Origin of the sequence: Blautia aquisgranensis (assembly GCF_040096615.1) — a bacterium.
Classification (GTDB): Bacteria; Bacillota; Clostridia; order Lachnospirales; family Lachnospiraceae; genus Blautia_A; species Blautia_A aquisgranensis.
Window position 1 is genome coordinate 1 of the sequence record NZ_JBBMEJ010000017.1, and the last position, 13157, is coordinate 13157.

Sequence of the window (13157 nt, forward strand, 5' to 3'; positions counted from 1 at the left end):
TAATGTTTTGGCAAATTCATTATACATCAGAAAGTCCTGTACGATTATTTTTTATGAAAAAGTTGTAAAGTGGTGTTGAAAAAAAGAATCTTGTAAAAAATGGAGGGACAGCAGACAATTTTCGCCATTTCCACAAAAGCACACGATTTCTCTTGAATTTCTGAAATGACCTGTATTATAATAGGATAATTAACGGCATATACCACAGCCGGTACCGCAGTGACCAAATGCCGTTTTCGGGACAAAAATAGGTTCAAAAATGAGCATTATTTTTCCCACTTATTCAGAAAAAAAACGCTATCCAAATCTAAACAGAAGAAGTTCTGTATTTGGTAAATAGCAACAAATCGCGAAAGGGAAAGAATGAGAAAATTAGCACTTAGTGACGAAATATTACTCAAAGTTGACAAAGCAGCCCGCTATATCGGCGGAGAAATCAACTCTGTGATGAAAGATAAAAATAAGGTAGAAATACGGTTTGCGTTTTGTTTCCCGGATGTCTACGAGATCGGCATGTCCAACCTTGGTATGATGATCCTCTACAATATGTTCAACCAGCGTGAAGATGTATGGTGTGAGCGTCTTTTTTCACCGTGGCCAGATCTGGACAAGGTAATGCGTGAACAACATATCCCTCTGTTTGCTTTGGAATCCCAGGAGCCAATAAAGGATTTTGATTTCCTTGGCATTACACTTGGATACGAGATGTGTTATACGAATATTCTGCAGGTTCTGGATCTCAGCGGTATTCCGCTGAAAAGCGCTGATCGTGGAGAGGAGTTCCCGATTGTGATCGGTGGCGGTGCCTGTGCATATAACCCTGAGCCTCTGGCAGAGTTTTTTGACCTTTTCTATATTGGAGAAGGCGAGACCGTTTATGATGCTCTTTTTGATGCGTATAAGGCTAATAAGAAGGCCGGTGGCAGCAGAAGAGATTTTCTTAAGGCAGCAGCCAGAATTCCGGGAATTTATGTGCCTTCTCTATATGAGGTTACTTATAAAGAAGACGGCACCATTGCTTCTTTCAGGCCGACAGAGGAAGGTGTTCCCACGAAGGTTCAGAAACAGCTGATCGTAGATATGGAAGATGAATACCGTGCAGTAGAAGCACCGGTAGTTCCGCATATCAAGGCAACGCAGGATCGAGTCACTCTGGAGATCCAGCGAGGCTGTATTCGAGGTTGCCGATTCTGTCAGGCGGGAATGATCTATCGTCCTACCCGTGAGCGTGATGTGGAGACACTGAAAGAATCAGCTCGCATTATGCTGAAAAATACAGGACATGAGGAGATTTCATTAAGTTCATTAAGTTCCAGCGATTACTCACACCTGAAAGAACTGGTTAATTTTCTGATTGAAGAATTTCAGGGAAAAGCGATCAATATTTCATTGCCTTCTCTTCGGATCGATGCATTTGCTCTTGATGTTATGAGTAAAGTACAGGATGTAAAGAAAAGCAGCCTGACTTTTGCTCCGGAGGCTGGCTCTCAGAGACTTCGAAATGTTATCAACAAAGGTCTTACAGAGGAAGATATCCTGCATGGCGCAGGAGAGGCGTTTAAAGGTGGCTGGAATCAGGTGAAGCTCTACTTTATGCTCGGTCTTCCAACAGAAACAGAAGACGATATGAAGGGAATTGCCCATCTGGCTCAGAAGATTGCGGAAACTTATTATGAAGTTGTTCCGAAAGAACAGCGTAAAGGCAAGGTACAGATCAACGTCAGCACTTCTTTCTTTGTGCCGAAGCCGTTTACCCCATTTCAGTGGGCGCCAATGTATACAGAGCAGGATTTTGTGGAAAAAGCCAAGGTGGTTAAAAATGAAGTCCGCGCCCAGCTGAATCAGCGAAGTATCCGTTATAACTGGCATGAGCCGGATGTAACAGCACTTGAGGGATTTCTGGCTCGTGGTGACAGACGTTGCGGAGATGTGATCTTGAAAGCATATGAAAAAGGTGCTCTTTACGATGCGTGGACAGAGAACTTTGATTATGATATCTGGAAAGAGGCTATGGCTGAAGGCGGCGTAGATATGACTTTCTATACACTTCGTGAAAGAAGTCTGGATGAAATTCTTCCATGGGATTTCATTGATACAGGCGTCAGCCGTAAATTCCTGGAGCGTGAATGGCAACGTGCAAAAGAGGGCGTTGTGACAGAGAACTGCCGTCAGAAATGTTCTGCCTGCGGAGCAATGAAATATAAAGGAGGTGTCTGCCTTGAAGGTAAGAATTAAATTCAGTAAAGAAGGTCCGATGAAATTTGTGGGACATCTGGATACCATGCGTTATTTCCAGAAAGCTCTTCGCCGTGCAGAACTTCCGGTAGCTTTTTCAGGCGGATACAGCCCACATATGATCATGTCCTTCGCCGTTCCGCTGGGAGTAGGTATGGAAAGCCTTGGAGATTATTTTGATCTGGAAATGGCAGAAGATATGCCCACTGCAGAAATCGCGTCCAGACTGGAAGAACAGATGGCCGAGGGAATGCATATTTTAAGTGTTCGAAAAGTTGAAGATGGAAAAGCTGGGAAAGCTATGGCGCTGGTAGCTGCTGCAGATTATCTGGTGGAATTCCGCCCTGGTCGTGAACCTTCTATCGACTGGAAAAATCGCGTGGAAGAATTTCTGGCACTTCCAGAAATCAAAGTAACAAAACAAACCAAGCGCAGTGAAAAAGAAATTGATCTCAGACCAAACATCTATAAAATGGAAGTACGGGAAAATGGCTTCTTTTATATGCTGGCATCTGCAAGCTCCAATTATACAAAACCGGAGTTCGTAACGAATACTTTTTTTGAATGGCTTGGTACCGAACTTCCGGAATTTGCATTCACAGTAAAACGTCTGGAAATGTATGCAGATGAGGGAGAAAATGCAGAATCACGTTTCGTAACACTGGAATCATTAGGTGAAGAGGTTGAGTAAGCTTATTATAACAAGAATGAAAATTCATGAAATACCCTGCACAGTTTCGGCACTTTCAGAAGATGACCGTATTGTAGAACTGCGGCTGGAATCCGATCATGAAAAATCAATTCTTGGAAATATTTATGTAGGACAGGTGGAAAATATTGCTTCGAATATCCAGGCAGCTTTCGTACAGATCGCGCCTGGTAAAAGATGCTATTATCCTCTGAGTGAAGCAGAAAGAGCTGTTTTTTCAGCAGGCCGGAAAGGAAACGGACCGCTCAGGCCTGGAGATGAGCTTCTTGTTCAGGTAAGCCGGGATGCCATGAAGGGAAAACTTCCGGCACTGACATCTAATCTGAATTTTACAGGAAGATATCTGGTTCTTACAACCGGAGATAAAAAATTCGGTCTGTCTTCCAAGCTGTCACAGGAAGACAGACATCGTCTCAGTGGATGGCTCAGAGAAGAGGCAGGCCGCCCGGATAAAGAGTTTGGAATCATTGTTCGGACAAATGCCGTTGATGCTTCTAAAGAAGAAATTCTGAAAGAACTGGAATGGTTGAAACGCCGCTACCATAAAGCTGTAATTCAGGGACGTAACCGTACCTGTTTCAGTCTTGTGCTGGAGACAGAACCGTTTTATGTAGCTGCTGTCAGGGATGCCTATGGTCGCGATCTGGATGAGATCATTACAGATGTTCCCGAAATTCGAGATGTGATTACCGGATATCTGGAAGAAATCAGTCCTGAGCTTAATGAAAAACTGCGATTTTATCAGGATAAATTGTTGCCTCTTTATAAGCTGTATCGTGTGGAAACTGCACTTGAGACGGTCCAAAAAGAAAAAATATGGCTGAACAGCGGCGGCTTTCTGGTGATACAGCAAACAGAAGCATTTGTCTCCATTGATGTAAACAGTGGTAAATATACAGGAAAGAAAAAAATGGAAGAAACTTTCCGCAAGATCAATCTGGAAGCTGCTGCGGAGATCAGCCGTCAGCTCCGGCTTAGAAATCTTTCCGGCATTATACTTATTGATTTTATTAACATGGAAAATCCGGATCACAGAGAGGAATTATTTCATGTGCTGCAAAAGCTTCTCAGAAAAGATCCTGTAAAAAGCCGTGCTGTTGATATCACGCCACTGCACATTCTGGAAATGACACGTAAGAAGGTAAGACGTCCGGTGATAGAGGATATTCGCGAGATAACAAAAAAATAATAAAAAACTTCAAAAAAACTCTTGACAGAGTGATATATCGCTGTTAAGATAATCGAGTATGCCGCACAAAGAGGTCAAAGAGCTTCGGATTAAATCGGGAGCCACCGAATTTGGCGAGTAAATAATTAGGAGGTGCCACAGATGTACGCAATTATTGCAACAGGTGGTAAACAGTACAAGGTTTCCGAGGGTGACGTAATTAAAGTTGAAAAGCTCGGTGTAGAAGCTGGTGAAACCGTAACATTTGACAACGTAATCGCAGTCAGCAATGACGGATTAAAAGTTGGCGAAGATGTAAAAGATGCCAGTGTTACCGCTTCTGTAGTTGAAAACGGTAAGAATCGCAAGGTCATCGTTTACAAATACAAACGCAAAACTGGATATCACAAGAAAAACGGACACAGACAGCAGTACACCAAAGTTAAGATCGAAAAGATTAACGGTTAATCTGGTGTCATCATGATTACAATTAAAGTCAGAAAGAGAGACGGATCCTACGAGGAATTTATTTCCAAAGGGCATGCCGGTTATGCAGAAGCCGGACAGGATATTGTCTGTGCCGCTGTATCTGCACTGATCATTACTACTGTGAATTCTCTTGAGAAGTTCACAGAAGACAAGTTTGATGTGCAGGAGAAAGATGGATTTGTTTCCATCCACTTTCAGAATACGCTCTCTGAGCGTGGAATGCTTCTTATGGATTCTTTGATTCTTGGTCTGACGGAAATTGCTGGTAGTTATAACAATCGATATTTGACAGTAAAAGTCAAGGAGGTGTAACAACAATGATGAAGATGAACCTTCAGTTATTCGCACATAAAAAGGGAGTTGGTTCTACAAAGAACGGTCGTGATTCCGAGTCTAAGAGATTAGGTGCGAAAAGAGCAGACGGACAGTTTGTAAAAGCCGGAAACATTCTTTACAGACAGCGCGGAACCAAGATTCACCCAGGTGAAAACGTAGGCTGCGGTAAAGACTATACTTTATTTGCACTTACAGACGGAGTCGTAAGATTCACAAGAAAAGGTCGCGATAAGAAACAGGTTTCTATCGTTCCTGTAGACGCAGAGTAATGAAATAGGTAAAAGGCTTCAAATCGATCCGGTTTGGAGCCTTTTTTTGGAATAGAGGTGTAATATGTTTGCAGACAGAGCAAGGATCATTATCCGTTCTGGTAAAGGCGGTGACGGACATGTAAGCTTCCGTCGTGAGCTGTATGTTCCAAACGGTGGACCGGACGGCGGCGATGGCGGCCGCGGCGGTGATGTGATTTTTGAGATCGACGAGGGTCAGAATACTCTCGGAGACTACAGACACAGAAGAAAATATAAAGCAGAGGACGGTCAGGAAGGCGGCAAAAAGCGATGCCATGGTGCTGATGGTAAAGACGTTGTCCTGAAAGTTCCGGAAGGAACTGTTATCATGGATGCAGAATCCGGCAAAGTGATCGCGGATATGTCTGGCGAAAATCGACGTCAGATCGTATTAAAAGGCGGACGCGGCGGTAAAGGAAATCAGCATTATGCAACTGCCACCATGCAGGTGCCGAAATATGCACAGCCTGGTCAGCCGGCTCAGGAGCTTGAGGTTCTTCTTGAGCTTAAGGTGATCGCAGATGTAGGACTTGTAGGCTTCCCGAATGTGGGTAAATCTACATTTCTTTCCCGTGTAACAAACGCACAGCCGAAGATTGCCAACTATCACTTTACAACATTAAGCCCGAATCTTGGCGTTGTAGACACAGATAACGGTGGTTTTGTTATTGCAGATATCCCCGGACTGATCGAGGGTGCATCTGAGGGTGTTGGACTTGGACATGAATTCCTCCGTCATATTGAACGTACACGAGTTATCATCCATATTGTAGATGCAGCTTCCACAGAGGGACGAGATCCAGTGGAAGATATTCATAAGATCAATAAAGAGCTGGAAGCGTATAATCCGGAGATTGCAGCAAGACCACAGGTGATCGCAGCCAACAAGATCGACTGTATTTTTGACGATGGCGAAGAAAGCCCGATTGACAGACTGAAAGCAGAGTTTGAGCCGAAGGGGATTTCGGTTTATCCGATTTCAGCAGTTACCGGCCAGGGTGTACGCGAGCTCCTTTTCCATGTAAAAGAACTTCTTGATAAGAGCCCTATGGAGCCGATCGTGTTTGAACAGGAGTTCTTCCCAGAAGATGTCCTCGTAAATGAGAATCTTCCATTTACAGTAGAACGCAGCGAGGAAGATCCGGATATCTTTGTTGTAGAAGGTCCTAAGATTGAAAAAATGCTTGGATATACAAATCTGGATTCCGAGAAAGGCTTTGCTTTCTTCCAGAGATTCCTGAAAGAGGGCGGTATTCTGGAAGAGCTGGAAAAAGCAGGCATCCAGGAAGGCAATACAGTCCGTATGTATGGATTTGATTTCGATTATTATAAATAAGAGGTAGAATAAATGACGAGTAAACAGAGAGCATATTTAAAAGGCCTTGCCATGACAATGGATCCGATCCTTCAGCTTGGCAAAGGAGGTCTTACTCCGGAGAATACTGCTGCTGTTGAGGAAGCTCTCGCAGCCAGAGAGCTGATTAAGATCAGCGTTCTTCAGAACTGCCTGGAGGATCCACGTGAAATGGCACAGGTTCTTGCAGAGAGAACAAGATCTCAGGTAGTGCAGGTCATCGGTAAAAAGATCGTTCTCTACAGAGAAGGCAAAAAGGACAAGAAAAAAATCATTCTTCCCTGATTTCGGGAGGTTTTAAATGAACAAGGCAGTAAAAAAAATAGGAATCATGGGTGGTACATTTGATCCCATCCATATGGGACATTTAATTCTGGGAGAAAAAGCTTATGAACAGCTTGGGCTGGATAAAGTTCTGTTTATGCCCTGCGGAAATCCGCCGCACAAACAGAATCGAAAGGGAAGAGCCACGGATGCACAACGCACAGAGATGGTTCGTCTTGCGATCAGTGATAATCCGCATTTTGAATTATCACTGATGGAGATGCATGAGGAAGGGTATACTTATACTTACCGAACATTGGAACAGCTCAATAAAGAGAACCCGGACACAGAATATTATTTTATCATAGGGGCTGATTCACTTTTCAGCTTTGATACCTGGCGAGAGCCGGGACGCATCTGTCAGGAGGCAGTTCTGGTAGTGGCAACCAGAGATCACACACCTGTTGGAGATCTGGACAGGCAGATGGCACTTATGTCAGAGAAGTATAAAGGAACTTTTGTACGGTTGGATACTATGAATATTGATGTTTCCAGCGAACTTCTCCGTTCCTGGCATAGAAACGGCCAGAGTCTTCGTTATTACGTTCCGCAGCCCGTGATTTCCTATATCGAAAAAAACGATATCTATAAAGGGATTGATTCAGATGGGAAAATATGATTTCATCAAGATAAAAAAGAAGCTTTCAAAATATCTGGATGAAGCCAGATATGAGCATACAATGGGAGTTATGTACACCTGTGCATCTCTTGCTATGGTTCATGGTTATGATCTGGAGGATGCACAGGCGGCAGGCCTCCTTCATGACAGTGCAAAGTGCATTCCCAACAAGAAAAAGCTGAAGCTTTGCAGTCAGCATGATATTCCGGTTTCTGATTTTGAAAAAGATCATCCGTTTCTTCTTCATGCAAAACTTGGCGCGTATGTTGCAAAAAGCAAATATGATATAAAAAGTGAAGAAATCCTCACTGCAATCACATATCATACGACAGGAAGACCGGAAATGAGTCTCCTTGAAAAGATCGTATATATTGCAGATTATATTGAGCCACTGCGCGATAAAGCTCCCAATCTTCCTAAAGTGAGAAAACTTGCTTTTGAGGATCTGGATGAATGTATGTATGAGATTCTCAAGGATACACTGGAATATCTGGAAGAAAATCCAAAGGAGATCGATAGTACGACAAGGGATGCTTATATATACTACAAAGGTCTCCATGAAAAAAGAACTCAGGATACTGCCAACAGACTGGAGGAATAAATTCTATGAGTATTGAAAAGGATATGGTCCGGATTGCCTGCAAGGCACTGGATGATAAAAAAGCAAAGGATATCAAGATCATTGATATTCATGAGGTTTCTGTGATCGCAGATTATTTTGTGATCGCAAGTGCTTCTAACCAGAATCAGGTACAGGCTATGGTTGATAATGCAGATGAGATGCTTGGCCGTGCAGGATATGAGGCTAAACAGATTGAAGGAACAAGAAATTCCAGCTGGGTTCTTATGGACTACGGCGATATGATCATTCATATTTTTGATGAAGAAAACAGACTTTTCTATGATCTGGAAAGAATCTGGAGAGACGGAAAGATTCTGGATGCACAGGAATTTTTGGCTGAGGAAGAGTAATTTCTTCAGAGTATAAGAGATATGAAAAAATGAATCCAAGCTCCATTAGTTTACAATAAATATATTATGTAAACTAATGGGATAAAAAATAAATGCTATATCTTCAATCAGATCATTATATTGTGATATGAGAAGATATAGCATTTATTTTATTATCATCAGTTCAATAGACAAAACACAGATATTATTATTGGAAAATATCTATGCTATATCTGAAAAATTATCTGTTATTGGAAGAAGCGGAATACACCGAACACCTTACCAAGAATCTTGAGATTACCAGTAACGATGATTGGTTCCATATTATCGTTCTCTGGCTGGAGACGATAATAACCATTTTCTTTGTAAAAAGTCTTCACAGTAGCGGAATCATCCACAAGAGCTACGACCATATCACCATTCTCAGCGGTATTCTGCTGCTTCACAAGTACCTGGTCACCATCCAGAACACCGGCATTTATCATACTGTCACCCTTGACCTTGAGCATGAAGCTCTGCTCATTCGGCATAAATTCTGCCGGAACAGGAAAATAAGCTTCGATATTCTCTACTGCAAGAATAGGCTGACCAGCAGCAACAGTTCCAACAAGAGGAACATTGACTACTTCGCGTCGTACAAGATTGAAATTATCATCTATAATCTCAATCGCACGTGGTTTCGTTGCATCTCTGCGAATATATCCATTCTTCTCAAGAGCCTCCAGATGAGAGTGAACGGAAGAGGTTGATTTCAGATTTACAGCCTCACAGATTTCACGTACAGAAGGTGGAAAGCCTCTGTTAAGGATCTCATTTTTCATATAATCAAGGATTTCCTGCTGTTTCTTACTGATTCTGCCATATGCCATTGTATTTCCCTCCTCTGAGTTAAAATTGTTTATCTGCTGCCAAACGTAATATGACAGCACCACGAAAATATATTTTTAATATTATATCATATTTTTGTTGAAATAGCAAACGAATATTCGGAAAGTATGTTCGCTTGTTTTAAAGCTTGTATTCAAGGGAAGAAAATGTTAAAATAAAACGAACTTCAAGAGATGAAAGATGTAAAGGAGGCATTCAGTTGCCTGATAAAAATATACATTCCGGGAGTAAGCCCGGCATTTTGGCAAAACTTCGAAAAATCTTTGGTCTGAACATCGGAACTGTAATGTTTGGAGCTATTTTTATCTATATGATTTTCAGTGTGATCCTGTATCTGACCGCTTCACACATGGAGTCCTATCAGGTTCCGTCAGGACCGTTGTCTATGAACGAAACATATACAGGTCTTGCGATCATGTCAGAGAATGTGGTACAGGCGGATGCAGGAGGATATGTTACTTATTATGCAAGAGAGGGAACCAAGATTAACGCAAATGGTGCTGTGTACAGTCTGAACAGCTCTAAAACTGCAGATAATTCCGCTTCTTTAAGTGCAGAAGAACTGTCTGACATCCGCAATAATATGCAGAGCTTTTCCAAGGGGTTTGATCCGAGCAAATTTAATAGTACTTACAGCTTTAAATATCAGTTAAATGGAAGTATTCTTCAGTATGCGTCTGATGATTCTTCTGTTTCGACAGTAACGACAACGTCTGAAGATGGAGAAGAAACTACTGTGACTACGACTACTGCTTCCAGCGATCCGAATATCCGCCGGGCTGAGACTGATGGAATCATTCTTTATTCAAAAGACGGTTATGAATCCAAGACGGTAGATAATGTTACAGCGGCTGATTTTGATCAGAATTCATATCAGGAAACAGATCTTAAGACAGAAGGCCAGGTGAAAGCCGGAGATGATATTTATACGATTGTTAATGATGAACGTTGGAGCCTTCTGATTCCGTTAAGTGAAAAACAGGCAGCTAATCTTAAGAATCGTACTTCTATCCGTGTGAAATTTTTAAAAGATGATCTGACGCAGACAGGTGATTTTTCCATTATGGAAATCGACGGAGCGAAATACGGACGTATTGATTTTAATAAAGGACTGATAAGATATGCTTCCGATCGTTTTCTGGAGATCGAGCTTGTTACCAATAATGTGACAGGATTAAAGATTCCACTTACCTCTATTATTATGAAGGAATTTTATGCGATCCCATCGAAATACCTTACAACAGACAAAGAAACGCAGAAGTCAGGTTTCATGCTTTCCGGTCGAAATAAAAAAGGAAATAGTACTACTACATTTGTCAGTGCCGGAATTTATGGACGAGATGAAGTTACTGATAAAGAAACCCAGAAAACCAGTTACATATATTACGTGGATAAAAGCAAATTTTCAGAAGGTGATGCGATTGTTGATTCTGACAGCGGAGAGAAGTTTGTAATCGGAGATACTGAGGTTCTGGAGGGCGTTTACTGTATTAATCAGGGATATGCTGTATTCCGGCGAATTGAAATACTGGATGAAAATGAGGAATATGCTGTTGTCTCAAAGGAAACTTACAATGGACTTGTCAGATATGACCGTATTGTAAAAAATGCAGACAAAGTAAGTGAGCAGGATATACTTTACTAACTAAAGGAGGCTTTATATCATGGTAGCAGAAAATTTAATACAGGTGCAGAAAAATATCGAAGAAGCCTGTAAGAAAGTGAACAGGGATCCGGATGAAGTTACGCTGATCGCAGTCAGTAAGACAAAACCGGTGGAAATGTTAAAAGAAGCCTATGAAGCAGGAGCTCGTGTTTTCGGGGAAAACAAAGTTCAGGAGATTGTTGATAAATATGATCAGATGCCGTCAGATGTTAAATGGCATATGATCGGACATCTTCAGAGAAATAAGGTCAAATATATTGTTGATAAAGTAGCAATGATTCATTCTGTAGATTCTCTTCGACTTGCTGAAACGATTGAAAAAGAAGCAGAAAAGAAAAATGTAGTCGTGCCGATTCTCATTGAAGTTAATGTTGCCGAGGAGGAGAGCAAATTCGGATTAAAACCGGAGGAAGTTCTGTCTTTTATTGAACAGATCGCAGATTTTTCACATATTCAGATAAAAGGTCTTATGACTATTGCTCCATATGTTGAAAATGCTGAGGAAAATCGTGAAATTTTCCGTGAACTTAAGAAATTAAGTGTTGACATTGCCGCGAAAAACATTAATAATGTTACTATGAGTGTTCTGAGTATGGGAATGACCGGAGATTACATGGTCGCCGTGCAGGAGGGCGCTACAATGGTGCGCGTAGGCACCGGCATTTTCGGAGCAAGAAATTACGCGTTATAAGACTAATAGGATTGGAGATTTAAAATGGGCGTTTTAGACAAGTTTTTAGATGCCATCAAACTGAACGACGATTATGACGATGACGAATTATTAGATGATAGCATTCTTGAGGAAGAAGACGATTACGAAGACGACTTCCTTGATGAAGACGATGATATGGAAGAGAAACCGAAGAAGAAATTTTTTGAGAAATTTTCCAAGAAAAAGAACGAAGAAGAGGATAGTTTTCTGGATGATGATCCGGAGGAAGAATCTGTTAAACCAGTAACCGCCAAGGCTTCTACAAAGACTTCTGCTACCAAGGCACCTGTAAGACAGGAACGTGTGTCCAGACCTGTTGCTTCTTCCAAGATTACACCGATGCGTACAAGCAAACGTTCTTCCCAGGCTGTAAACATGGAAGTATGTGTAATCAAGCCTACAACTATGGAAGAGGCCAGAGAGATTGCAGATACGCTGGTTGATAATTCTACAGTGATTCTTAACCTTGAGGGAATTGATGTGGAGCTTGCACAGAGGATCATTGATTTTACCTCCGGAGCATGTTATTCTCTTGGCGGAAGTCTTCAGCAGGTATCCAGCTATATTTTTGTACTTGGGCCATATAATGTAGATATTACAGGAGATCTTCAGAATATTCTGGGCGGATCTGTTCCGTCAGTAAGAGTTGGTTATTGATCTCATGGATAAAGAAGAACTTTTTATTAAGAGGATCCGTGAACTGGCGAATCTGGCATATCAGAGAGACATTACCACCTTTACGGATTTTCTTAATTTAAATGAACGGAATATTTTAAACAGCCAGAACTTTCATAAGCTGGGAGTTACAGCAGAAGGATTTGGCGGGTATACGAATGCAGAGCGTCAGATGGTAGCCTTTCATCCTGATGCTCTTGCTTTTACATGGGAATATCCTATTGATTGTATCAGACTTGAGCCGAAAGCAGTGAAATTTTCGGAAGATCTGACGCATAGGGATTATCTGGGTGCGATCCTTAATCTTGGCGTGGACAGAAGTGTTGTGGGAGATATTCTGATAGAGGATCACACTGCAAGTTTTTTCTGTCTTCGAAGGATGACAGATTTTTTTCTGGAAAATCTGTGCAGGGTAAGACATACGACGGTCGTTGCTTCCAGAATTGATGATCCAGGAGATATCCCGGAACCTAAGCTTAATCTTATTACCGGTACCTGTGCATCTGTACGCCTGGATTCGCTGATCGCACTTGCATTTGGAACATCCAGAAACAGCATTGTTCATTGTATCGAAGAAGGGCTGGTTTTTGTAAACGGTAAACTGGTGACTTCCAACGGCTATGAGCCGAAGGAGGGCGATATTATATCCGTCCGGAAAAAAGGACGATTTATTTTTGACGGAGTAACCCGCCAGACGAAAAAAGGACGTCTTGGTGTGCGTATTCTCCTTTATATCTGAAT

At 41.8% G+C, this 13157-nt stretch carries 16 protein-coding genes; 15 read left to right on the plus strand and 1 reads right to left on the minus strand.

Annotated features, from left to right (window positions below; genetic code table 11):
• Positions 1–363 precede the first annotated feature (363 nt).
• The 11 genes from WMO28_RS13050 (at position 364) to rsfS (ending at position 8496) form a co-directional block, all read left to right on the plus strand.
• A complete protein-coding gene (locus WMO28_RS13050; RefSeq protein ID WP_349057231.1) occupies positions 364–2235 on the plus strand; it encodes a TIGR03960 family B12-binding radical SAM protein in 1872 nt (623 codons plus the stop codon).
• Positions 2210–2926 (plus strand): TIGR03936 family radical SAM-associated protein, encoded by a 717-nt coding sequence (locus WMO28_RS13055; protein WP_349057232.1) that lies wholly within the window; start codon positions 2210–2212, stop codon positions 2924–2926. The genes WMO28_RS13050 and WMO28_RS13055 overlap by 26 nt, the downstream gene beginning before the upstream one ends.
• Positions 2910–4133 carry a ribonuclease E/G gene (locus WMO28_RS13060; RefSeq protein ID WP_349057233.1) on the plus strand — a complete coding sequence of 408 codons (1224 nt, stop codon included), beginning with the start codon at positions 2910–2912 and terminating at the stop codon, positions 4131–4133. Before WMO28_RS13055 ends, WMO28_RS13060 begins: the two co-directional genes overlap by 17 nt.
• A gap of 141 nt (positions 4134–4274) precedes the next feature.
• The gene (rplU, locus tag WMO28_RS13065; protein ID WP_349057234.1) at positions 4275–4580 is read left to right on the plus strand and encodes a 50S ribosomal protein L21; all 306 of its coding nucleotides are present in this window, start codon (positions 4275–4277) and stop codon (positions 4578–4580) included.
• 12 nt (positions 4581–4592) lie between these two features.
• Positions 4593–4913 carry a ribosomal-processing cysteine protease Prp gene (locus tag WMO28_RS13070; protein ID WP_349057236.1) on the plus strand — a complete coding sequence of 107 codons (321 nt, stop codon included), beginning with the start codon at positions 4593–4595 and terminating at the stop codon, positions 4911–4913.
• A 5-nt stretch (positions 4914–4918) separates the two neighbouring features.
• Positions 4919–5206, plus strand: a complete 288-nt coding sequence (gene rpmA, locus WMO28_RS13075; protein WP_015525168.1) for a 50S ribosomal protein L27 — start codon at positions 4919–4921, stop codon at positions 5204–5206.
• Between the two features lie 64 nt (positions 5207–5270).
• On the plus strand, positions 5271–6563 hold the full coding sequence (gene obgE, locus WMO28_RS13080) for a GTPase ObgE (RefSeq protein ID WP_349057237.1): 1293 nt from the start codon (positions 5271–5273) through the stop codon (positions 6561–6563).
• Positions 6564–6575: 12 nt separating this feature from the next.
• Positions 6576–6866: a ribosome assembly RNA-binding protein YhbY gene (yhbY, locus tag WMO28_RS13085; protein ID WP_021978046.1), complete on the plus strand. Its 291-nt coding sequence runs from the start codon at positions 6576–6578 to the stop codon at positions 6864–6866.
• 16 nt (positions 6867–6882) lie between these two features.
• Positions 6883–7524, plus strand: a complete 642-nt coding sequence (nadD, locus tag WMO28_RS13090; protein WP_349057238.1) for a nicotinate-nucleotide adenylyltransferase — start codon at positions 6883–6885, stop codon at positions 7522–7524.
• Complete coding sequence (gene yqeK, locus WMO28_RS13095) at positions 7511–8125, plus strand: bis(5'-nucleosyl)-tetraphosphatase (symmetrical) YqeK (protein WP_349057239.1); 615 nt, start codon at positions 7511–7513, stop codon at positions 8123–8125. Before nadD ends, yqeK begins: the two co-directional genes overlap by 14 nt.
• A gap of 5 nt (positions 8126–8130) precedes the next feature.
• Positions 8131–8496 (plus strand): ribosome silencing factor, encoded by a 366-nt coding sequence (gene rsfS / locus WMO28_RS13100; RefSeq protein ID WP_349057240.1) that lies wholly within the window; start codon positions 8131–8133, stop codon positions 8494–8496.
• A gap of 227 nt (positions 8497–8723) precedes the next feature.
• Here rsfS and lexA read toward each other — a convergent pair whose 3' ends face one another.
• Positions 8724–9344, minus strand: coding sequence for a transcriptional repressor LexA (gene lexA, locus WMO28_RS13105; RefSeq protein ID WP_349057241.1), 621 nt, complete (start codon positions 9342–9344; stop codon positions 8724–8726).
• Between the two features lie 260 nt (positions 9345–9604).
• Between lexA and WMO28_RS13110 the strand changes: the two genes are divergently transcribed.
• Genes WMO28_RS13110 through WMO28_RS13125 form a run of 4 tightly spaced genes read left to right on the plus strand, consistent with a single transcriptional unit; the run spans position 9605 to position 13155 of the window.
• Positions 9605–11008: a biotin/lipoyl attachment domain-containing protein gene (locus WMO28_RS13110; protein WP_349057242.1), complete on the plus strand. Its 1404-nt coding sequence runs from the start codon at positions 9605–9607 to the stop codon at positions 11006–11008.
• 19 nt (positions 11009–11027) lie between these two features.
• Positions 11028–11720 carry a YggS family pyridoxal phosphate-dependent enzyme gene (locus tag WMO28_RS13115; protein ID WP_349057243.1) on the plus strand — a complete coding sequence of 231 codons (693 nt, stop codon included), beginning with the start codon at positions 11028–11030 and terminating at the stop codon, positions 11718–11720.
• Between the two features lie 24 nt (positions 11721–11744).
• Entirely contained in the window at positions 11745–12398 is a 654-nt protein-coding gene (locus WMO28_RS13120; protein ID WP_349057244.1) for a cell division protein SepF, read from the plus strand.
• A gap of 4 nt (positions 12399–12402) precedes the next feature.
• Positions 12403–13155, plus strand: coding sequence for a YlmH/Sll1252 family protein (locus tag WMO28_RS13125; RefSeq protein ID WP_349057245.1), 753 nt, complete (start codon positions 12403–12405; stop codon positions 13153–13155).
• Positions 13156–13157: the final 2 nt, after the last annotated feature.